This is a genomic window from Rhizobium sp. L43, from assembly GCF_002531725.1.
Classification (GTDB): Bacteria; Pseudomonadota; Alphaproteobacteria; order Rhizobiales; family Rhizobiaceae; genus Rhizobium.
This window is the reverse complement of sequence record NZ_NWSQ01000004.1, coordinates 69,964-91,168: the sequence shown is the minus strand read 5'-3', so window position 1 is coordinate 91,168 and position 21,205 is coordinate 69,964. Positions and strand designations below refer to the sequence as shown.

Below are 21,205 nucleotides of genomic sequence, written 5' to 3'. Positions count from 1 at the left end.
CTCTTATTTTACAATGACCGTGGAACCGACTTTCACCCTCGCATAGAGATCGATGACGTCGGCATTGCTCATGCGAAAACAGCCCGATGACGCGAAACCGCCGACCGTCGACTGCTCGTTCGTTCCATGAATGCGGTAGAGCGTGTCGGTCCCGCCCTTGTAGAGATAGATCCCGCGAGCACCCAATGGATTGAGCGGCCCGGCCGGCACCAGGTCCGGAAGCCCGGCTGCGCGCGCCTTCATCTCGGCAGGCGGGCGCCAGTCAGGCCACTCTGCCTTGCGTCCAACCTTGACGGTACCGCTCCAGCGAAATCCGTCTCGTCCAACCCCGATTTTGTAACGGATCGCGCGTCCTTCGGAGATGACGAGATCCAGCGTACGATTGCCGCTGACGATGACGATTGTCCCAGCCGCGTAGCTTTTTTCGATCGTCACCACGGCGGCTGTCGTCGGCCCAAGGCTTCGCGGCACAAGCCCGGCTGCCGCGGCATCGCCGGCAACGGCCAGAATTGCCAAAACCGCAAGACCGACATTAACGGCGCGGGACCTTATGCGCCCACTGTCGATCGCCTTCATCGCACCAGTGCTCCAAGCTTACCGACCGCGCCGCAGAAGCGCGCCCGGGAATTCACTTGAAATGGCAGTACGCCGCGGTTGACCGCCTCGCTCAGAGTATCCCAGTCATCCGCAATGACTTGCGTCGGGATCTCCTTGAAGATCTTTTCCGTTTGTTGTCGGCGCAGGCCGAGGCCGAAAAGCTTGGAGCGGTATTTGTTGATGACGATGAATATCTGATCCGAACTGCCGCGCAGCCGGACCAGATTGGCAAACAAATCCTTGGCCTGAGAAAGCGCAGGGACCGTCATTTCGGTGACGATGCAGATGCTGTTGACCGAAGTGAGCACTTCGTATTTCCACGGCGTGTCATAATAGGGAATGTCGATGATCGTGTGGTCGCTCTCGAAGGCGGCCACATCGAGCATACGCAGCACGAGTTCACGGCCCTTCGGCGCCATAAGAACGGATGGCTGCTTGAAGGACAGCAGCGAAAAGCCGCCCGAATGACGCTTTCGCACCAGATCGATGAATTCCAGATCGACCCGGGAAGGATTGGCGATGACGGGTTTCAAGTCGTAGTCGTTGACGAGGTTGAGATAATAGCCAAGCGCTCCGGAGCAGAAATCCGTGTCGAACAAGTCGATCCGCGGCGTGGAATTCTTGGTCGGCTGGGCCAGCACATGCGCAAGCGACGAAGCGATCATGCTGGCGCCCGCGCCACCGACGGCTGAGACCACGGCATGCACCCGGCTGTCGCTGGCCCCGGTGCCCGGCGCATGGGTCGAAATCATGTCGATCAGGGCGCGGCGCTCGAGCGGCTTCTTCAGCCAGTCATTGCCGTTCAGGCGGAAAAGCAGCCGTAGCATGTCATCCGGCAGGTCTTCGGAAACGACGACGAGCGGAATGTCCCGATAGCTGGCGCGAAAGGCGAAAAGCTCCGGCTGCTGCAGCAAATTCCCGTTGTCAACGTCGAGAACGATCAGGTTGAATTGCGTCGGATCGAACCGGCCCTTTTCTCCCAGCGCCTTCATCGAGAGATGGCGGACATCGTAACGCGAAAGCGACCCGAACGTATCGAGCATGAAGCTCGCTGCAGCCGCGTCGTCGGAGAGAACCAGGATCTTGGTGGATGCGGCAATGTTCATGTGAGCTGTCATTTCGCTTTCCTACGCATAATTTAAGGAGTCAGCAGGTGGAGCACGTCTTTAGATCTTCCGTCGTGATCGTCACCGGATGGGCCGGGATGGTGACGTCGTTCAGTCCCAACAGCCCGCCGAGGATCGGCAAATCGAAGGTGATATTGCGCACCTCCAGCCGCATCGTCAGCACAGGCCCGTCCGGCCGGCCCCAATAGCCGAGCCCCGATCGCTGATAGGTGACCATCAGCTTATCCGGCGTGATGCGCCAATTGAGATCGCAAATGCCGGGGTGGGGATCGGTTCCCGCGTTGCAAACGCCGTCGCTTCCCAGGACGATCCGGTTCAACGCCGCTGTGCAGTTGGCAAGAGCCGGTCCGCAGGTCGAGGATATCGTGGCATCGTTCGGCGCCGCTTTGCCGTTGTTGAGCGGATCGGCAGCTCCGACCGGGAAAACGGCATCGAAATTCGTTGTCACCGGATCGGATACGGCGGCCAAACGGGCACCATATTGCAGTGCCTTGACCGTCTGATTCCACTGCGACATGGCATAGCCGAACTCGATGAAGGCGGCGAATACCAGCATGACGATCGGAAAGGTCAGCAATGCTTCGACAAGGCTGGCACCACTGCTATCCTGCAAGAAGGTCTTGATCGCCCTAGAGGTCACCATCCGATGTATCTCTCTTCGTGGAAGGAACTGATCGTGATGGCACCGATTCCGAGAAAACCGAACACCGGCGAGCTCTTGTAGAGATGAGCAGTTGAGATGGTGATGTTCCCATCCGCATCGGGTGCACTAATGGTGATGTCGGAAGGGTCCTTCCAGTCGGGGACGCGGGGTATAGCGCCTGCCGCAGGTGTTTGCGTTCCGTAAAAGGCGATCGTCTTCGCAGTCGCCTGATTGCATGTCGGCACATAGGTTCCCGACACCGGCCGGCATCGCGAGAGGTAACGGCCCGCATCGCGCAAGCCTGCGTCGATCTGCATACGCTCCCAGAAGATGCTGCCAAACTCCAGTATCCCCGCCGCAAAGAGCGTCACAAAGGGGATGGCGAGCAGCGCTTCGGCAAGCACCGCGCCTTCCTCCCGCCGCCAGAAGCCGAGGCAAAGCCGATGCCGGATAAAGTTGCGGAGCGCCATCATCTGACCAGCTCCGCTTCTTCCCGCAGGAATTCGTCCAGCGTACCGCGACCACCCTTGCCGGTGATGTCGATCATCTCCAGGGAAAGGTATCGTTCGCCGGCATCCTTTATCGCCGGTTTGGTCAGGAACATGCGCGCAAAGGCCACGGCGCGCGTGGCTTTGTGACCGTTCAGATGGCCGACCGAGGCTTCATAGCCGCAATTGACGATGGCTGAGAAGATCTCGCGGCGATCACCATATTCGGCCGCCGTATAGTTCGAAAGGTCCGGGCCGGTATAGCACTGGCCACCGGTTGCCGGTGTTCCGGTCTCACCATTGGCCGAGGCATGGCTGATGAGAGCCGCGTTTGTCAGCTCGTAACGATAGACATCGTAGGCGGAGGGTTGGTTTGGTGTTCCGGTCGGCGGGGGATAACTGGAGTGACTGCCGAGGACCGTGCTCACCGAGGGCGCGGCCGTTCCCTGCGCGACATTCCAATATGTCATGTACTGCCAATTGTTGCTGCTGCTGATCTTGCCGCCGGCAAGCGAGGTCATGGACGCTCCGTAGCCGAGCGGCAAAGCCTTGGTGGCATCGCCGACAACGGCTCCGACCGTGACCGGATCGTAGGTATCGCAGCCCTTCTTTCCCTTGCCGGTGATCGTCTGGGCGGAGCGTGTGTTTTGGGCCGGTCGGTAGCGATAATCGCCGTTCGCCTTGTTGAACGACGAGGAGTAATAGCCGAAGCGCGTATTCACGCCGTCCTCGACCGGTCCCGCCTTTGCGCCGGTCTCCGTATCGAGGCTGTCCTGTGTGTAGCAGGTACCGGGATTGCCGGTGGCAAGAGCCTCCGCCAGCACGGAGGCACCATTGCCCAAGGGGGTGCGCAGGAACCCGAAATTGCCGGGACCGGGATTGGACGCCGAGGTGCTGTGAAGCTCGATCTGTCGCCCGTAGAGATTGCCGGCCGCAAAATTGGTGTGCAGGGCCGCAGCCGCAACTTCGCTGGCGCTTTCACTGGTGTTGCCCGCCGGCTCGAACGGATTGCAGATAAAGATCGGCGTCACGTCGCAGGCGCTGGCGTGGTATACCGCCACGGCGTCGGCAGAGATGTTGATCGTATCGCGGGTGAAGCCAACCGGGATCGGAAAGATCGTCGTCATCGCCTGCGGCTTGGCGATGACCCAGGCGTAGGACGCTTCGCTGGCCGTGGTCGTTTGCATCGAAGACGGGATGGGCGTGTCGTCGTTGGCAGGGATGCTCTTCAGAAAAAGCACGGTGACGGTGCTCCCGGCATCGTTGCCGGCGTCGTAGGCCACGGTAATATGCGAGCCAAGCGACATGCCGGCCCCGCCCCCGGAAAAAGCCGCGCTATTGGCGATTTTCTCGATCGCCGTCTGCGCCCTGGAAATGGCATCATCGCGGCCATCGAGTTCGCGGGCTCCGGCCAGCGCCATCGCATCGACCGCGTTCTGGAGATCGGTATGCAGGTTGCTGCTGCGGCCGACATCGATGATCAGCAGCGAAAAGCCGAGAAGCATTGGCATGGCGATGAGCGTCAAGGCGATGACATAGCCACGATGATCGTTCCAGAACCGTCTGATAACCCTGCTCAGCATTGGCATACCCCCATCGCGGCGCTATCGCCGTGACGACCCTGTTTCGTGCATTTCCCCTTCCGGCGCGCTGCCGCCGTTCATGCCTTTCGATCAGCTACTGGCTGACGGTGGCCCCACTGGACGCCCCATTGGCCTCCATGGCCGGCGACGGCTGAATAACGCCCACCCCGCCGTTCTGATACTGAGTGACCGCCCTGCGGATTACCTTGCCGTCGCTTGCGATTCGGGTTCGCTGGGCCTCCGGCGGGAACGGGTCCTCGGTATGGATGGCCTTGTTTGCTTCCATGGCGTTGCCGGCCCCGAAGGTGATCGTATCGCGATGGTTCATGTAGTCGGCACAGCCGGAAGCGAGGCCGGCGGCTGCAAGGACGAGAAGGACGCGCTTAGCGTTTTGTAGCAACGGCTTGGACTCCCTGGTTCAGGTCGAGACGATGGCCATAGGGCCCAGTCACACCTACGCCATTGCGAAAGCGTCGGAGCATGTCCTTGTCGACTTCCAGGACACCGAGCGCGAAAAGCTCGGCGTCATTGGACGAACGCGTCTGGTCGAGCGGACTGTAGAGATCCTCGCCCGGGCGAGCCGGTCGCACGATGTGCGGGGTGACGACGATGACGAGGTCGGATTCCTTCTTCTGGAAACTCGTCGAACGGAACAGTGCGCCGAGGATCGGTATCTGCCCGAGACCCGGCAGTTGCTGGATGTCTTTGGCATTGATCGACTGCAGCAGGCCCGCCATGGCAAAGCTCTGGCCGTCGCGAAGTGCGACCGTGGTGCTGGCAGCGCGTGAGATGAAACCCGGATTGCCGTTGACGTTGATCGATGGATCAAGCTCGGAAACCTCCGGCTCGATCTCCAGATTGATGACGCCGTCGTCAAGCACCACCGGCTTGAAGGTCAGCCGCACGCCGAAGGGGCGATAGTCCGTCTCGGTAGCGACCGTCGTGCCGTTGTTCGTCGTCTTCAGGATCGGCACTTCACCGCCGGCATGGAAGCTGGCGGTCGAGCCGCTCATGGCGATGAGGTTCGGCTGAGCCAGGCGACGCACCAATCCCTTCTGCTCGAGCGCGTTGATGACCACGTCGATGCGACCGCCGGAGATTTCCAGCACCTTGGCGATCAACTGGCCGAAGGGCAGCATACCCGTTGCCGCACCCTTGGGGTCAAGGAGGCTACGGGCCAGGTTGCCGTTATCGTCCACGGTGATACCCTGGCTGGTCGTTGCCTTGCCGATGCCGTTGTTGCCGTGCCCGGACCAACCAATCCCGAGGTCACGACCCGTCTGGCGTGAGGCTTCGATGACACGGACTTCCAGCATCACCTGCTGGCTGTCGCTGACGCGCAGCTGGTTCAGCACCGGTTGGTCGGAATAGGACTGGGCGACTTCCATCACCCGCTGTAATTCGATGCTGTCACGGACAGTGCCCGTCAGGCGAATGCGATCGTTGGAGTTGATCACCCTGACCCGGGCCGAGGGCGCGGCGGAGCGAATGGCGGAGGTGACTTCGGTGAAATCGTTGGCAACGCGGATGTCGATGACGCCGAGAAGCGCCTTGTCATCGCCATAGACCGAGATATTGGTGGCGCCGGTCTTCTTGCCGCGGATGAACAGCGACCGGTCGGAAAGCGGCACCACGTCGATCAAATCGGCGCTGCCGATGACCAGATCGCCGAAGGGCTGGCCGGTATTGAGCGTCAGCGTCTCGTTCGGAGGCAGGGTCACATGCTGGACCGATTTGCCTAAGGTGACCGACTTTTCCTGTGCGTTGGCGCAGCCGGCAAATCCGGGGCCCAAACACACACAGGCCGAAAACACTGCCGCCAATGCCGCAAGGCTTTTCGTCCCTGCGATTCGTCTCTTGCCGTTCGCCATGCCTGCTTTAGCCCCCTCCTTCGGCCGGCCGCTACCCGCGGCAGGCCGCATAAACAACATCACTGGACCAGGCCGACTCGGTGCTCCTCGCGCTTCGTCGTGTTCCAGACCCCTACTGTTACCCACTTCGGCTCGACCGACAACACCGGTTCGACCTTCGGATCCACAATCTGCACTTGTTTTTCAGCTTCTGGCAACTCAATCTTTTCCAAATCCTTGCCGAGTTCCGCCGCCATCGCCCCACCACCGAGGTCGGCGACGGTGATCGGCCGGGTTTGCTCGACAGAGGAAGAGGCAATATTGCGAAGCGCCAGCGAGAGCGTGCCGACACTGGAGCCGAGGGTAAGGCGCTGCGCCTCATCGGTCGTGACCTCAAAGGTCACGGTTTTCACGACGGATGGCTCGTCCTTGCGCTCGTCTGCCGTCTGGTCCACCGCCAGCACCTTGACGCCTTGCAGCAGCACGTCGACGAAGGTCTGATCGTTGCCTGCCGTCCCGCGCACCACCCGTGTCAGAAGCACGTCGACGCGATCGGAAGGCCTGACGAAGCCGGCAACGCCGAGCACGTCGTTGACGCGGATAGAAACCGCCTTCATGCCCTGGTCGAGCGCCGCCGACAGCGTGGCGCGTTCGCCGGCACCGGTGATTTTCGAGGATAGCACCGGCTCGCCGGGATCGATCGCCGCCATGGCATAGCGCGGCTGGGCATCGTTGCCGACGACCATCTCGATGCTGACGAACGAACCTGCGGGTGTTTCATTGGAGGGCCACGGAATGGCTCTGAGATTTTCGGATCGGATCCGGTCGCCGAAGCGCATCGGCTTGGCGGCGACGACGAGTGTCCGTTCCTCGGCCTTGATGCCGTTCATCGCCAGCAGCCGGGCCTTCTGATCGGAGAGATACTCGCGCATGCCGAAAACGGCTGCTGCTGCGAGCACAAACGCAATAACGAGACTTAAAATCGTTGAAGAACGCATCGCGGTTACTCGTACACTGGATGGAGCGAATCCATTCATTGATGCTAATTTAGAAGAGAGGGGTTAACAAACCCCCCTCTTATTCGCAACGCCAAAATCAGGCTGCTGGGGCCGGGGCGGTCAGGTTGTTCGTAAACCAGCCTGCCCAGCCGTTCCAAACGGTAGCCAGATTGGTGCCGGCCAATGTCACCGCCCCGATGACGCCGCCAACCAGCAAGGCAAGCAGAATGAGGTATTCGGTCAGTGCGACGCCATCTTCTTCCCGCGCGAAAGCGCGTACGCTATTTACAAAGGCTTTCATCGAGAATTTCCTCCCAGATAAGTTGTGCGCCGTATTCCCCCCGGCCGCCTTGTCGTCGAGACCGCCTCTTCGACTGGGACTATTAGTAATCTCTTAACTCTAATTTAGTCAATCGTTTTATACGCAGGCTCTCGACATCTATACTTTATGGTTAAGACCAAAGTCCCGGTGCCTATTCGTAAAAACTGACTCAGTCGTCTGGATTTACTGTAGAACAACTTGCAAATCAGGCTATAATAGCCCAAAAGGGTGAATACCATGCCGCAAATGATCGATGTTATTAGTTCGCTTTCGGTATTTCTTTTTCTCTACGCCGCCTGGACCGATTTCCGCACATGGAAGATCCCCAACGCGATCGTGCTCGCGCTCGTTGCACTTTATGCATTGCGCACGGTCGCCGTGATACTTGGCTCACAGGATGTCGGCGCTGCGCTGTTTGCTTCGAGCGGAATTGGCGGCGACCTCGGGGCTGGCCTGCTGATGTTCGCCCTTGGGGTGGCGCTCTGGGCGTTCCGGCTGTTTGGCGCAGGAGACGCCAAGCTTTTCCTGCCGATCGGCCTTTTTATCGGATGGCACGGAATGCTGCCGTTTTCGTTTTTGCTCCTCGTGCTCGGCATCGTGACGCTCCTGGTCCTGCGGCTGCCGGTGCCGCTGCCCGTCGCACATCTCGCCTTTTTCATGCGCGTCGAGGAAATCCGGGCAAGCCGAAAGGTACCTTACGGCGTCGTCATGGTTTTCGCCGCGCTCCTCACCTTGGCTTTGCCCATCATCCGACAGCAGCTGCAGTGATGCGGCGTCGACATAGCTGCATCAGGATTTCAGTTCCTTCCAAGCTGCATCCAGCGCCAGCCTGGTGATTTCAGCCATCTCATCCACCTCCGCATGGCTGATGACGAGCGGCGGCGAGGCCAGCATACGGTCACCGGTGGCGCGCAGGACAAGGCCATTTGCCAGCGCGTGGTTGCGCACCAGCGAACCGACCTGATCGGGCTTTTCATACCGGGTGCGCGTGCTCTTTTCGGCGGCAAGCTGCAATCCGCCCATCAGGCCGATGCTGTCAGCAGCGCCGACGAGATCATGCTCTGCCAGTGCGGCCCAGGCCCTGCTGAAATACGGGCCGATATCGTCGCGCACGCGTTCGACCAACCTTTCCTCCTCGATGATGCGCAGATTTTCGAGGGCCGCGGCGGCGCAGACCGGATGACCGGAATAGGTGAAGCCATGATTGAAGTCGCCGACCTCATTGATCAGCACATCAGCGATGCGGTCGCTGACGAGCACGCCGCCGATCGGCAGATAGCCTGAGGAAAGTCCCTTGGCGATCGGCGCGAGATCGGGCTCGACGCCGAAATGCTGATGGCCGAACCAGGACCCCAGGCGACCGAAACCGCAGATCACTTCGTCGGTCACGAGCAGGATATTGCGCGCCTTGCAGATCCGGTCGATCTCCGGCCAGTAGGTCTCGGGCGGGATGATGACACCCGCGGCCCCCTGCACCGGTTCGGCGACGAAGGCGGCGACATTTTCCTCGCCCAGCTCGTCGATCTTGGCTTCGAGTTCGCGTGCGACCTTCAGACCGAATTCATCGGGCGAGAGATCGCCGCCCTCGCCGTACCAGTAAGGCTGACCGATATGGACGATGCCTGGTATCGGCAGGTCACCCTGCTCGTGCATGTATTTCATGCCACCGAGGCTGGCGCCGGCGACGGTCGAGCCATGATAGCCGTTTTTCCGCGCGATCACGATCTTCTTCGACGGTTTGCCGACCGCACTCCAATAAACTCGGGCCATGCGGAACCATGTGTCGTTCGCTTCCGAGCCGGAGCCGGTGAAGAAGATATGGTTGAAACCTACGCCGGCATGAGAGGTGACTTTCTCGGCAAGCAGTGCGGTCGGCGTCGAAGTCGTCCCAAAGAAGGTGTTGTAATAGGGCAGTTCGTTCATCTGCCGCGCGACGGCTTCGGTGATCTCCCGGCGACCATAACCGATATTGACGCACCAGAGGCCGGCAAAGCCGTCGAGATATTTCTTGCCGTGATTGTCGAAGATGTAGACGCCCTCGCCGCGCTGAATGACGCGCGTGCCTTCGGCATTCAATTTCTTCATGTCGGCGAAGGGATGCAGGTGGTGCGCTGCGTCGATCGCGGCGAGATTCGAGAGAGGGTAAGTATCGGGCATGGCTGGTGAAAGACCCTCGTGGATTGAAAGGCTGCTATCGATGGGATAGGAGCTTGGCCTTGTCCCGGAGGATTTTCAAGGTCATGGCGAGCGACAGGATGGACGGCAAGACCGATGGCGGCGACCCGCGTTTCGAGATCCTGATCGTCGGCATGAACGGCGACCTGCGCGGCAAGCAGCTTCCGCTCGACGCACAAGGCAAGGTCTGGGCCGGCGAGATCCGCCTGCCGACCTCGACGCAATCGCTCGACATCTGGGGCGACGACAATGACGACATCACCGGCCTGTCGCTGACGATTGGCGATCCCGACGGCATGGTCGTTGCCGACCGGCGCAGCCTGGCGCCGATGCCCTGGGCGCCGGAGGGCTCGATGCAGGTGCTCGCCAGCATGCACGAATTCGACGGCAGCCCGAGCTTCATGGACCCGCGCGCCATCCTCGCCTCGGTGCTGGAGCGCTATGCTTCGCGCGGCCTGACGCCGGTGGTGGCGACCGAGCTGGAATTCTACGTGATGGCCGGAGACTGGCGTGAAACCGGACGTCCCTCCCCGCCCGGAAACCTCACCTATCGCGGCGAACCGAACGGCTTCCAGCTTTACGACATGAGCGCCGTCGACGCGCTCGACGATTATCTCCAGACGCTGAGGGCCTATGCGAGGGCACAGGGGTTGCCGGCGGATGCGACGACGGCGGAGTTCGGCCCGGGCCAGTTCGAGGTCAACCTGCTGCACCGCCCGAATGCGCTGGCAGCCGCCGACGATTGCCTCTGTCTCAAACGCATAGCCGAACAGGCAGCACGCCGGCACGGGCTGAAATCGACCTGCATGGCCAAACCCTATTCCGACCATGCCGGCTCCGGCCTGCATGTGCATGCGAGCGTCATCGACCGGCAAGGCCGCAACATCCTCGATGCCAAAGGCGGTGAGCCGAAGCGGCTCAAATCGGCCACGGCGGGCCTGCTCAATACCATGCGCGAGGCGCAGCTGATCTTCGCCCCCTTCGCCAATTCCTACCGGCGCTTCCAGCCGGGTTCGTTCGCGCCCGTCGACTTGACCTGGGGCAGCGGCCATCGCGGCACGGCGATCCGCATACCCGACAAGGACGGGCCGGCCGCCCGCATCGAGCACCGCGTCGCCGGCGCCGACGCCAATCCCTATCTGCTGCTCGCGGCGATCCTCGGCGGCATGCTCACAGGTCTCGATGGCGAACTCGACCCCGGCGAAGAGACGACGCCCTCGCACACGCCGCCGAATACGGCCCGGCTCACGCATGATTTCCTCACCGCCGTCGAAACCTTCCGCACCTCGCCCTTCATTGCCGATATCTTCGGCGATCAATATCAGGCGCTCTATGGCGACACCAAGCGCAAGGAAGCGCTGGCGCATCTGCGCACCGTCTCGGATTTCGACTACCGCACCTATCTGCCGCGGCTCTGAAACCTACGCGGGGCCGGTTTACGCGGCGGGCTCACGGCGTTCGCTGGCGTGCACCTGCGCCGCAAGACCCTGCTTGACGAGAACCTTCAATTCGCCCGGATGCAGCCGGATCGAGACATCGCGTTCGAGCGGCAGCAACTCACCGTCCATGACGCAATTGGCCTTGAAGCGCAGCTTCGGGAAATGCAGGTGCACTTCGGCCGGATGCATCACCATGACGTCGGCATTCTCGCGGAACTTGCCGCGCAGCATATCGACGGCGAGACGGGCGACACCCAGAGGCTTCAGCGGATTTGCCGTGTAGAAGCCGAGTTCGCCGCTTGTCAGATTGTCGGCGTAGAGCAGCGCGTTCTCGCCAAAAGGATTGTTGGAGACCGAGATCGCCGACACCCTGCGACGCTCCCGCATGCCGGCCGCCTCGAAATCGACCTCGAATTCCGGCGGATTGAAGATGACGCTCAAGGCCGCCTTTGTGCTTGCCCGGATCTTGCCCAGCCGGGAACGATAGCTGTAGGCGTTACGGTAGCGCACCATGCGGGCATGCAGGCCGGCGGAAAACTGGTGAATGAAGGGCCGGCCGTTGGCGCTGGCAATATCGACATTGTCGATCTCGCCGGTGGCAAGCACATCGAGCGCCTGCCAGATATCGAGCGGCACACGCAGCGAGCGGGCAAAGAGGTTCATCGTGCCGGCGGGCACGACGCCGAGCGCAATGCCGTTTTTCCAGGCGATCGAGGCCGCCGCCGAAATCGTGCCGTCGCCGCCGCCGGCGACGATCCCGTCGATATCGTCGCGCTTGGCCGCCCGCTCCATCGCGGGAATGATTTCCTTTCCGGAGAAGACGATGGCGTCGAAATCGTGCCCTGCGTCGCGGAATGCTTCCTCCGCCCTCTTTTCGTAGGCCAGCATGTCGGTGGTCTTGAACGTACCGCCGTCGCGATTGAAAAAGCCTACAAGCTTCATAAGGGTTCCTGTCTCTGGCGCGGAAACAATCCTGCCTTTGCCCTGAGATGGTTGCGATATCGCCGATTTCAAGCGCCTCCGCCTCCCGTGAGACATGACAGAAATGCAAAAATTGCAATAGACGTATGCACATAGCAGGACGCTGCACTGCAAAAAATGCACTCGACGCCAACCGGAACGTTAGAGATAGATAAAACATTGGAGGCATCGGCCTCCGCCTCCCGCCATTTTACGATCGCCCCGCGGCCGCGCTTGCGCCAGGGGTCATTGCCAAGCAGAAAACCGCATCGAGGAACTCTCGTGAGTGAGATCACCGTCAATGATTCCATCGACAGCCAGGGTGAAGCTCTGCCGTCGGCAACGACAGTGGCGCTGGTTCAGTTGGCGCTCGCCTGTGGCGGCTTCGGCATCGGCACCGGCGAATTCGCGATCATGGGGCTCTTGCCCAATGTCGCCTACACTTTCTCGGTGACGACGCCGCAGGCCGGTTATGTCATCAGCGCCTATGCGCTCGGCGTCGTCGTCGGCGCGCCGGTCATCGCCGTGCTCGCCGCCAAGATGGCGCGCCGGACGCTGCTCCTGGTATTGATGCTGATCTTTGCCGCCAGCAATATCCTGAGCGCCATGGCGCCGAGCTTCGAAAGTTTCACGCTGCTGCGTTTCATCAGCGGCCTGCCGCATGGCGCCTATTTCGGCGTCGCCGCCCTTGTCGCCGCCTCGATGGTGCCGGTGCATCGCCGCGCCCGGGCCGTCGGCCGCGTCATGCTCGGCCTGACCGTCGCCACCCTTCTCGGCACGCCGTTGACGACATTCTTCGGCCAGTCGCTCGACTGGCAGGTGGCGTTTCTCTCCGTCGGCGTGCTCGGTCTGCTGACCGTGGCGCTGATCTGGTTCTACGTTCCGAAGGACCGGGTTTCCGAGGATGCCGGGTTCCTGCGCGAACTCGGCGCCTTCCGCCGGCCGCAGGTGTGGCTGACGCTCGGCATCGCCGCCGTCGGTTATGGCGGCATGTTTGCGATGTTCAGCTATATCGCCTCGACGGCGACCGAGGTGGCGATGCTGCCGGCAACAGCCGTTCCGATCATGCTGGTGCTCTTCGGTGTCGGTATGAATGCCGGTAACTTCATCGGCTCGTGGCTTGCCGACAAGTCGCTGCTTGGCACGATCGGCGGCTCGCTCGTCTACAATATCGTCGTGCTGACCACCTTCTCGCTGACCGCCGCCAATCCCTATATGCTCGGCCTTTGCGTCTTCCTCGTCGGCTGCGGTTTTGCCGCCGGCCCGGCGCTACAGACGCGGCTGATGGATGTCGCCGCCGATGCGCAGACGCTGGCCGCCGCGTCCAACCATTCCGCCTTCAACATCGCCAATGCGATCGGCGCCTGGCTCGGCGGCCTCGTCATCGCCTGGGGCTACGGTTTTGCGGCAACCGGTTATGTCGGCGCGGCTCTGTCCTTCCTCGGCCTCTTCGTCTTTGCCGCCTCGCTACGCCTCGAGCGCCGCGACCGGAGCGCGCAGGCCGTCTGAGGCCAGGCGCAGCTCGCAGCCTTCCGGGCTGCAGAAGACATAATCGTCACCCCAGGCGGCCAACGCCTGGATGACAGGCTTCAGCGTCATGCCGAGCGGTGTCATTGCATATTCGACCCTCGGCGGCACGACCGGATAGACGGTGCGTGATACCAGACCGGACTCTTCCAGTTCACGCAGTTGCTTGATCAGCATGCGCTGGGTCACCGCCGGCAGCTTGCGCCGCAATTCATTGAAGCGCAGGGTTCCTTGCATCAGGTGAAAGAGGATCACGCCCTTCCACTTCCCGTCGAGGTAAGTCAGCGTCGCTTCGACCGGGCAGCCGGGGAAATTCTTGACGAGCTTGGCGCGCGGCAATGACATTTTACAGTATCCTTTTGGGTACTACGTACAGAATTTGTGCATTCTTGCGTTGTCAGAACATAGTGCGCATCTAGCTTCCGTGCAACGAACACAGGAGTTTCCCATGCGCGCCGTCGCCTATAAAACGCCCCAACCGATCTCCGCCGAAACCTCGCTGATCGATGTCGAGCTGCCGATGCCGGAGGCTGGGGGCCACGATCTGCTCGTCGAGATCAAAGCCGTTTCGGTCAATCCCGTCGACGTGAAGGTGCGCGCCCATTCCGCGCCGCCCGCAGACGAACTCAAGGTGCTCGGCTGGGATGCCGCCGGCATCGTCAAGGCCATCGGCGCTGATGTCACCCTGTTCAAGCCCGGCGACGAGGTGTTCTACTCCGGCGTCATCAGCCGCCCGGGCAGCAATGCCGAATTTCATCTCGTCGACGAGCGCATCGTCGGCGCCAAACCGAAGAGCCTCGATTTCGCGGCCGCGGCCGCTCTGCCGCTGACCTCGATTACGGCCTACGAGGCGCTGTTCGACCGACTGAAGGTGCAGGACGCAGTTTCGGGAGCTGGACGATCCATCCTGATCATCGGCGGCGCTGGCGGCGTCGGCTCGATCGCCATTCAGATCGCCCGGGCATTGACCGACCTGACGGTGATCGCCACGGCCTCGCGACCGGAAACGCAGGACTGGGTGAAGGAACTCGGCGCGCATCACGTCGTCGACCATTCCAAACCGATCGCGCCGCAGGTGGCAGCGCTCGGCATCGGCGCGCCGGGATTCATATTCTCGACCACCAATACCGACAGCCATATCGGCGACATCGTCGAAGCGATTGCGCCGCAAGGCCGCTTCGCGCTGATCGACGATCCGAAGACCCTCGACATCGTGCCCTTCAAGCGCAAGGCCGTGTCCGTTCATTGGGAGCTGATGTTCACCCGCCCGCTCTACGGCACGCCTGACGTGATCGAGCAGCACAAGCTGCTGAACAAGATTTCCGAGCTGGTCGACGGCGGAAAAATCCGCACGACGCTTTCAGAAATCGTCGGGCCGATCAATGCGAGAAACCTCAAGACGGCGCATGCCATGGTCGAAAGCGGCAGGATGAAGGGCAAAGCGGTGCTTGCAGGATTCTGAGATCGCAGCCAGCAGGCCCGGTGTTTCCCGCAAGGTCGTATAAACCGTACCCGCCTGGAATGCCGCATCGCCGGGTGCGACATTCTGGCGTTAAGCATTTACCCCGCTTGACTTTTTTCGCGTTCGGGACCACCTAGCATCTCACGCGGACGGCACTTGTCTTCCGCGGATTTCAACGGAGCCATCTTAACGATGCCAAGCGACAGTAGCAGTCGATTGCCTTTGCCGTACGCGGCCCTCGTGCGCTGACCGACTCCTGTCGGCTCGCCCGATCGGACGCTACGGCGGATCGACGGAAAGGCGAGCCTTAAATGAATATCAATCGCTTCCCTCTTCGGGCAGGCCATGCCGCCCGTGCCTTCATCAACAATAGCCGCGGCGCAACGATCGCCGAACACGTCGATGCGTTGAACGCGCTGAGCGTCCAGGACGCCGGCCGCGTGCTATCAGGCATGCCGCTCGACTATGCCGTCAACATTCTCGACCGGCCGGAGCTTCGCAACGCCGCACAGATCCTGGCACTGATGGGTGCCGAGGATGCCGCCCGGCTGCTGCACGGCATGTCGAACGACCGCGTCGCCGACGTGCTGCTCGAACTCGACGGCGAGACCCGCGCCCGGCTGTTCTCCAGCCTCGACGAGCCGGTGCGCATCGCCATCCAGCATCTGATGGGCTATCCGCCGCGCACGGCCGGCGGCATCATGACGACGGAATTCGTCAGCGTGCCCGATAGCTGGACCGTCGCCCAGACACTCGACCATGTGCGCCAGGTCGAACGCTCGCGCGAGACCGTCTATGCGATCTACGTGCTCGACGAGATCAGCCATGCGCTCATGCATGTGGTGACGCTGCGCCGGCTGATTACCGGCGAGCCAGAGGCTTCCATCCTCTCGGTGGCGCAGAAGGGCACGCCGGTTTCGGCCGATCCGCTGATGAAGCAGGAGGATGTCGCCCGGCTGATCCGCAAGCACGACCTGCTCGCCCTGCCGGTCACCGACGAGCATGGGCAGGTGCTCGGCATCGTCACCGTCGACGACGTGATCGATACGATGATCTCGGACACGACAGAAGCGGCCCAGCGGTTCGGCGGCATGGAAGCGCTCGGCCAGCCCTATATGAAGATCGGCTTCGCCGGTATGATCCGCAAGCGCGCCGGCTGGCTCGCTGCCCTCTTCCTCGGCGAGATGCTGACGGCAAGCGCCATGCAGCATTTCGAAGGCGAGCTTGAGAAGGCCGTGGTGCTGACGCTGTTCATCCCGCTGATCATGAGCTCCGGCGGCAATTCCGGTTCGCAGGCGACGTCGCTGATCATCCGGGCCTTGGCGCTCGGCGAGCTGAAGCTTTCCGACTGGTGGAAGGTGCTGTTGCGCGAACTGCCGACCGGCATCGTGCTCGGCGCCATCCTCGGCCTCGTCGGCTTCATCCGCATCGTCTTCTGGCAGTCGGCCGGGCTCTACGATTACGGCCCGCACTGGCAGATGGTCGCCATCACGGTGTTTGCTGCCCTGATCGGGATCGTCACCTTCGGCTCGATCTGCGGCTCGATGCTGCCCTTCCTGCTGCAGAAACTGCGGCTCGATCCGGCCAGCGCCTCCGCTCCCTTTGTCGCCACGCTGGTCGACGTCACCGGGCTCGTCATCTATTTCTCGGTGGCGCTGCTCATCCTCAGCGGGACGTTGCTGTAGCGCTTGCAAACGGCAAGACCCGAGGGCTGCCCCTCACCCTAACCCTCTCCCCGTTCTGACGGGGAGAGGGGACGTTCCCTGCGAGAGGTGGGCGAGGAACGGAGAGGTCGCGGCATATCCCCTTCGCCCCGTTTACGGGGAGAAGGTGAAGGTGCCAGCAGGCGGATGAGGGGCCGGCATCGGCAATCTCCCGGACCGAAGATGACACCGAACAATCGACCGCACGCCCGAGGGGGAACTATTTCGCCTCGGGCAGCTTCAACGGCCCATGCGTCTTGATGCTGCGGATGGCGAAGTTGGAGCGGAACTCGCTGACATTCGGCAGAGTCAGCAGCGTTTCCGTCAGAAGCCGCTCATAGGCGGCGAGATCCTCCACCACCACTTCGGCGAGGAAATCGGCCGTGCCCGAAATCAGGAAACAGGAGACGATCTCTGGGATGGCGAGCAGCGCCTTCTGCTGCGCCTCGGAATTTTCGCGGCTGTGGTGGACGACCTTGAATTCGACGAAGACGGTCAGGCCGAGACCGACCTCCTTGCGGTCGATATCGGCCGTGTAGCCGCGGATGATGCCGGAGCGTTCGAGATTGCGGATGCGGCGCAGGCAGGGCGACGGCGACAGGTTCACCTTCTCGGCGATCTCGACATTGGTGGCCCGTGCATCCTCCTGCAGGCACTTCAGGATGGCGATATCGAATTTATCGAGATTTGGCATTTTCGCGATTCCTGTCGGCACTAATTGGCAGAAGATTGCGTCTAGCATGATTTTTGAGCCAGAGATAGCAAGGACATGCCCTGCCCTCTGGCGCTAGTCTTTTCTCAACCGGAGAGGCTCCGGACCAGGGAAAGGACAGGACGATGAGCACCATTGCATTTTCCAACGACAAGTCGCCATCGCAGGCACTGGGCTATGCCGGCGGCACTGTTACCGTACTGATCTGGGCGACATGGTTCCTTGTCACCCGCCATAGCGCCGCAACGCCGCTCGGCTCGATCGACATCGGGCTGATCCGCTTCGGAATTCCGGCGCTGGTGCTTTCGCCGGTCTGGTTGAAGACCGGATTGCTGCCGAAGGCCCTGCCGCTGCATCTGCTGGCGATCATGGTCGCCGGCTCGGGCGCCGTCTTCTTCCTGCTGACCACGCTGGCAATTCATTCGACGCCGGCTGCCTCGTCAGGCATTCTGCTCGGCGGCTCGATGCCGCTCGCCGCTGCGCTGATCGGGATTGCGCTGTTTGGCGAGAGACCTGACGTCACGCGCATCGCCGGGCTTGCCGCAATCGTCGCCGGCGTGCTGATCCTGCTCACACATAGCCTGACGGGCGCCTCGCTGCCGTGGACGAGCTTCGTGCTGCTGCCGGCAGGCGCCGTTTTGTGGGCAAGCTATACCCATGCCTTCCGCCGCTCCGGTCTGACGGCCGTGCAAGCCAGCGCACTGATCGCCGTCTGGTCCTTCCTGATCATGGGCGGGCTTGCCCTCGCCTTCGGCGTCTCGCTGCCGCAGGCTCCTCTTTCGGAAATCGGTCTGCAGGCGCTGAGCCAGGGCGTTCTTTCCGGCCTCGTCGCCATGCTGGCCTACGGCACCGCCGTCAGAAGACTCGGCGGGACACAGGCCGCCGCCTTCACGGCGCTGACGCCGGTGCTGGCAACGCTTGGCGGCGGCTTCCTGCTTGGCGAACCGATCGGCCTCACCGAAATCAGCGCCGCCGTGATCACCGGCATCGGCGTGGCGTTGTCGACGGGTATCGCCGCGCCACGCCGCTGAGATCTGCCAGGAACCAACACGTCAAAAGCCGCCGCAGCGATCGCTGCGGCGGCTTTTCAACCGAAATGCTGCTTAGGCCTGGATGACGACGACCCTGGCGCCGACCTCGACGCGGCTATAGAGGTCGATCACATCGTGATTCATCATGCGGATACAGCCGCTCGACATGGCAAGACCGATCGATTGCGGCTGGTTGGTGCCATGAATGCGGAAATGCGTGTCGCCGCCGCCGCGATAGAGATACATCGCCCGGGCGCCGAGCGGGTTGTTCGGGCCGCCCGGCATGCCGCCGGCGAGCTTGCGATAGCGCTCTTCGCGGCGCTGCATGTTTTCGGTGGGCGTCCAGCTCGGCCATTCGGCCTTGCGCCCGATATAGGCATCGCCGGCAAATGCCAGCCCCTCGCGGCCGACACCGACGCCGTAGCGCATCGCCCTGCCGTCACCGAGAACGTAGTAGGCGCGCCGCGCCGGGGTATCGACCACCACGGTGCCGGCAGCGTGCGTGGTTTCATAGGCCACTTCCTGGCGGCGGAGTTCCGGCTTGATCCTGTCGATCGGCACCTGCTTCAACGGGAATTTTTCATCCGGAAGTGCGGCGTAATTCGTCTGGCTGTTCAAGCCGGTCGAAGAGCAGCCGGCGACAAAAAGGGGCAGAGCGATCAGGAAGCCCCGGCGCGAGATCGTCATGAATGTGTCCTTAGTGCGTCAAGAAGATGTCGCAAGCTAAGGAGATTATGGTTAATGAACGGCTAACGGCCGCCCGCAACAAGCGATCACGAAGGCGTCAGCACGTGAAAATTGTCGAGGCGGAGTTAATCCGCCTCACATGTTCGGATAGACCGGCCCCTCGCCGCCCTGCGGCGGCACCCAGTTGATGTTCTGGTTGGGGTCCTTGATGTCGCAGGTCTTGCAGTGCACGCAGTTCTGGGCGTTGATGACGAAGGTCTGCTGCCCATCCTTCTCCACCCATTCATAGACGCCGGCCGGACAGTAACGCGTCGACGGGCCGGCATAGATGTCGTGCTCCGAACGCTTCTGCAGCGCCATGTCCTTGACCTGCAGATGCACCGGCTGGTCCTCCTCGTGATTGGTGTTCGACAGGAACACCGAGGACAGCCGGTCGAAGGTCAGGACGCCGTCCGGCTTCGGATAGGCGATCGGCTTGTGCATGGAGGCCGGCTCCAGGCTCTGCGCGTCGGTCTTGCCGTGACCAAGCGTGCCGAAGAACGAAAAGCCGAACAGCGTATTGGTCCACATGTCGAAGCCGCCGAGCGCCACGCCGAGGGCGGTGCCGAACTTCGACCACAGCGGCTTGACGTTGCGCACCCGCTCCAGATCCTTGCCGATGTCGCCCTTGCGCCATTCGTTTTCGATCTCGGCGACCTCGTCATGGCTGCGGCCAGCTTCGATCGCCGCCGCCAGCTTCTCCGCCGCCAGCATGCCCGACAGCACCGCATTGTGGCTGCCCTTGATGCGCGGCACGTTGACCAGACCGGCCGAACAGCCGATTAGCGCGCCGCCGGGGAAGCTCAGCTTCGGCACCGACTGATAACCGCCCTCGGTGATCGCACGCGCCCCATAGGACAACCGCTTGCCGCCCTCGAAGGTGGTGCGGATCGCCGGATGCGTCTTGAAGCGCTGGAATTCCTCGAAAGGATAGAGATAGGGGTTCTTGTAGTTCAGGTGGACGACGAAACCGACCGCCACCAGATTGTCTTCGAGGTGATAGAGGAAGGAACCGCCGCCGGTCTTCATGCCGAGCGGCCAGCCGAAGGAGTGCTGCACCAGGCCCTGCCGATGGTGCTCGGGCTTGACCTGCCAGAGCTCCTTGATGCCGATGCCGAACTTTTGCGGTTCGCGATCCTTCTGCAGATCGAACTTGGCGATCAGCTGCTTGGCGAGCGAGCCGCGCACGCCCTCGCCGATCAGGGTATATTTGCCGAGCAGTTCCATGCCGCGGGTATAGTTCGGGCCGGGCTCGCCGTTCTTTTCGATGCCCATGTCGCCGGTGGCGACGCCGATCACCGCGCCCTCTTCATTGTAGAGCACTTCGGTGGCGGCAAAGCCCGGATAGATCTCGACGCCGAGTTCTTCGGCCTTGGTGGCCAGCCACCGACAGACGTTTCCGAGCGAGACGATGTAATTGCCGTGATTGTTCATCAAGGGCGGCATCAGCACATTCGGCAGGCGGATCGAACCGGCCGGGCCGAGCAGCAGGAAGTGGTCGGCCGTCACCTCGGTCTTGAAGGGGTGATCCGCCTCTTGACGCCAACCGGGCAGCAGCCGGTCGATGCCGATCGGATCGACGACGGCGCCCGACAGGATATGCGCGCCAACTTCCGCGCCCTTCTCCAGCACGACGACCGAGAGTTCCGGATTGACCTGCTTCAGCCGGATCGCGGCAGACAGGCCGGCCGGCCCCGCGCCGACGATCACGACGTCGAATTCCATGCTCTCGCGTTCGGGCAGCTCAGTCGTCTCGGTCATTCACTCGTCTCCGCTTGGCCGCACGCGGCCGTCATCCCTGCATGGTCACTTTCTTGTCAAAACGAGAAAGCATTGTCGAGCCGGGATACGACAGCCAATCT

At 62.0% G+C, this 21,205-nt stretch carries 21 protein-coding genes; 6 read left to right on the top strand and 15 right to left on the bottom strand.

Annotation, left to right across the window (positions count from 1 at the left end; translation table 11 throughout):
- Positions 1–3: 3 nt before the first annotated feature.
- The 9 genes from CO667_RS05455 to CO667_RS05415 all read right to left on the bottom strand — a co-directional run bounded on the left by CO667_RS05455 (position 4) and on the right by CO667_RS05415 (position 7,587).
- Entirely contained in the window at positions 4–576 is a 573-nt protein-coding gene (locus CO667_RS05455) for a L,D-transpeptidase (RefSeq protein ID WP_097617438.1), read from the bottom strand.
- Positions 573–1,715, bottom strand: a complete 1,143-nt coding sequence (locus CO667_RS05450; RefSeq protein WP_097617437.1) for a pilus assembly protein — start codon at positions 1,713–1,715, stop codon at positions 573–575. The genes CO667_RS05455 and CO667_RS05450 overlap by 4 nt, the downstream gene beginning before the upstream one ends.
- A gap of 28 nt (positions 1,716–1,743) precedes the next feature.
- A complete protein-coding gene (locus CO667_RS05445; RefSeq protein WP_097617436.1) occupies positions 1,744–2,367 on the bottom strand; it encodes a TadE/TadG family type IV pilus assembly protein in 624 nt (207 codons plus the stop codon).
- A complete protein-coding gene (locus tag CO667_RS05440; protein WP_097617435.1) occupies positions 2,361–2,840 on the bottom strand; it encodes a TadE/TadG family type IV pilus assembly protein in 480 nt (159 codons plus the stop codon). The genes CO667_RS05445 and CO667_RS05440 overlap by 7 nt, the downstream gene beginning before the upstream one ends.
- On the bottom strand, positions 2,837–4,438 hold the full coding sequence (locus CO667_RS05435; RefSeq protein WP_097617434.1) for a TadE/TadG family type IV pilus assembly protein: 1,602 nt from the start codon (positions 4,436–4,438) through the stop codon (positions 2,837–2,839). The genes CO667_RS05440 and CO667_RS05435 overlap by 4 nt, the downstream gene beginning before the upstream one ends.
- Positions 4,439–4,532: 94 nt before the next feature.
- Positions 4,533–4,838, bottom strand: coding sequence for a hypothetical protein (locus CO667_RS05430; protein WP_047616171.1), 306 nt, complete (start codon positions 4,836–4,838; stop codon positions 4,533–4,535).
- On the bottom strand, positions 4,822–6,309 hold the full coding sequence (locus tag CO667_RS05425) for a type II and III secretion system protein family protein (RefSeq protein WP_097617433.1): 1,488 nt from the start codon (positions 6,307–6,309) through the stop codon (positions 4,822–4,824). The genes CO667_RS05430 and CO667_RS05425 overlap by 17 nt, the downstream gene beginning before the upstream one ends.
- Positions 6,310–6,368: 59 nt before the next feature.
- Complete coding sequence (gene cpaB, locus CO667_RS05420; RefSeq protein ID WP_097617432.1) at positions 6,369–7,286, bottom strand: Flp pilus assembly protein CpaB; 918 nt, start codon at positions 7,284–7,286, stop codon at positions 6,369–6,371.
- A 97-nt stretch (positions 7,287–7,383) separates the two neighbouring features.
- Positions 7,384–7,587 (bottom strand): hypothetical protein, encoded by a 204-nt coding sequence (locus CO667_RS05415; RefSeq protein WP_097617431.1) that lies wholly within the window; start codon positions 7,585–7,587, stop codon positions 7,384–7,386.
- A gap of 258 nt (positions 7,588–7,845) precedes the next feature.
- Between CO667_RS05415 and CO667_RS05410 the strand changes: the two genes are divergently transcribed.
- On the top strand, positions 7,846–8,376 hold the full coding sequence (locus CO667_RS05410; protein ID WP_097617430.1) for a prepilin peptidase: 531 nt from the start codon (positions 7,846–7,848) through the stop codon (positions 8,374–8,376).
- A 21-nt stretch (positions 8,377–8,397) separates the two neighbouring features.
- On the opposite strand, the gene CO667_RS05405 is transcribed toward CO667_RS05410, so the two are convergent.
- Positions 8,398–9,765 (bottom strand): aspartate aminotransferase family protein, encoded by a 1,368-nt coding sequence (locus CO667_RS05405; RefSeq protein WP_097617429.1) that lies wholly within the window; start codon positions 9,763–9,765, stop codon positions 8,398–8,400.
- A gap of 83 nt (positions 9,766–9,848) precedes the next feature.
- Between CO667_RS05405 and CO667_RS05400 the strand changes: the two genes are divergently transcribed.
- The gene (locus CO667_RS05400) at positions 9,849–11,201 is read left to right on the top strand and encodes a glutamine synthetase family protein (protein WP_097617428.1); all 1,353 of its coding nucleotides are present in this window, start codon (positions 9,849–9,851) and stop codon (positions 11,199–11,201) included.
- Between the two features lie 18 nt (positions 11,202–11,219).
- Here CO667_RS05400 and CO667_RS05395 read toward each other — a convergent pair whose 3' ends face one another.
- Positions 11,220–12,164, bottom strand: a complete 945-nt coding sequence (locus CO667_RS05395) for a diacylglycerol kinase family protein (RefSeq protein WP_097617427.1) — start codon at positions 12,162–12,164, stop codon at positions 11,220–11,222.
- Between the two features lie 300 nt (positions 12,165–12,464).
- On the opposite strand from CO667_RS05395, the gene CO667_RS05390 reads away from it, so the two are divergent.
- Positions 12,465–13,691, top strand: coding sequence for an MFS transporter (locus tag CO667_RS05390; protein ID WP_097617426.1), 1,227 nt, complete (start codon positions 12,465–12,467; stop codon positions 13,689–13,691).
- Here the strand turns inward: CO667_RS05390 and CO667_RS05385 are convergent.
- Positions 13,650–14,054 carry a helix-turn-helix domain-containing protein gene (locus CO667_RS05385; RefSeq protein ID WP_097617425.1) on the bottom strand — a complete coding sequence of 135 codons (405 nt, stop codon included), beginning with the start codon at positions 14,052–14,054 and terminating at the stop codon, positions 13,650–13,652. The two genes, CO667_RS05390 and CO667_RS05385, sit on opposite strands and share 42 nt — an antisense overlap.
- A 103-nt stretch (positions 14,055–14,157) precedes the next feature.
- Here CO667_RS05385 and CO667_RS05380 point away from each other — a divergent pair, with 103 nt between their 5' ends.
- Together CO667_RS05380 and mgtE are read left to right on the top strand one after the other, a co-directional pair.
- On the top strand, positions 14,158–15,171 hold the full coding sequence (locus CO667_RS05380; RefSeq protein ID WP_097617424.1) for a zinc-binding alcohol dehydrogenase family protein: 1,014 nt from the start codon (positions 14,158–14,160) through the stop codon (positions 15,169–15,171).
- 311 nt (positions 15,172–15,482) lie between these two features.
- Complete coding sequence (gene mgtE, locus CO667_RS05375) at positions 15,483–16,856, top strand: magnesium transporter (RefSeq protein WP_097617423.1); 1,374 nt, start codon at positions 15,483–15,485, stop codon at positions 16,854–16,856.
- A 238-nt stretch (positions 16,857–17,094) separates the two neighbouring features.
- Here mgtE and CO667_RS05370 read toward each other — a convergent pair whose 3' ends face one another.
- On the bottom strand, positions 17,095–17,616 hold the full coding sequence (locus CO667_RS05370; RefSeq protein ID WP_179874069.1) for an Lrp/AsnC family transcriptional regulator: 522 nt from the start codon (positions 17,614–17,616) through the stop codon (positions 17,095–17,097).
- A 95-nt stretch (positions 17,617–17,711) separates the two neighbouring features.
- Between CO667_RS05370 and CO667_RS05365 the strand changes: the two genes are divergently transcribed.
- On the top strand, positions 17,712–18,617 hold the full coding sequence (locus tag CO667_RS05365) for a DMT family transporter (RefSeq protein ID WP_097617421.1): 906 nt from the start codon (positions 17,712–17,714) through the stop codon (positions 18,615–18,617).
- 72 nt (positions 18,618–18,689) lie between these two features.
- Here the strand turns inward: CO667_RS05365 and CO667_RS05360 are convergent, their stop codons facing one another.
- The gene (locus CO667_RS05360) at positions 18,690–19,304 is read right to left on the bottom strand and encodes a L,D-transpeptidase (RefSeq protein WP_097617420.1); all 615 of its coding nucleotides are present in this window, start codon (positions 19,302–19,304) and stop codon (positions 18,690–18,692) included.
- A gap of 135 nt (positions 19,305–19,439) precedes the next feature.
- A complete protein-coding gene (locus CO667_RS05355; protein ID WP_097617419.1) occupies positions 19,440–21,104 on the bottom strand; it encodes an electron transfer flavoprotein-ubiquinone oxidoreductase in 1,665 nt (554 codons plus the stop codon).
- Positions 21,105–21,205 lie beyond the last annotated feature (101 nt).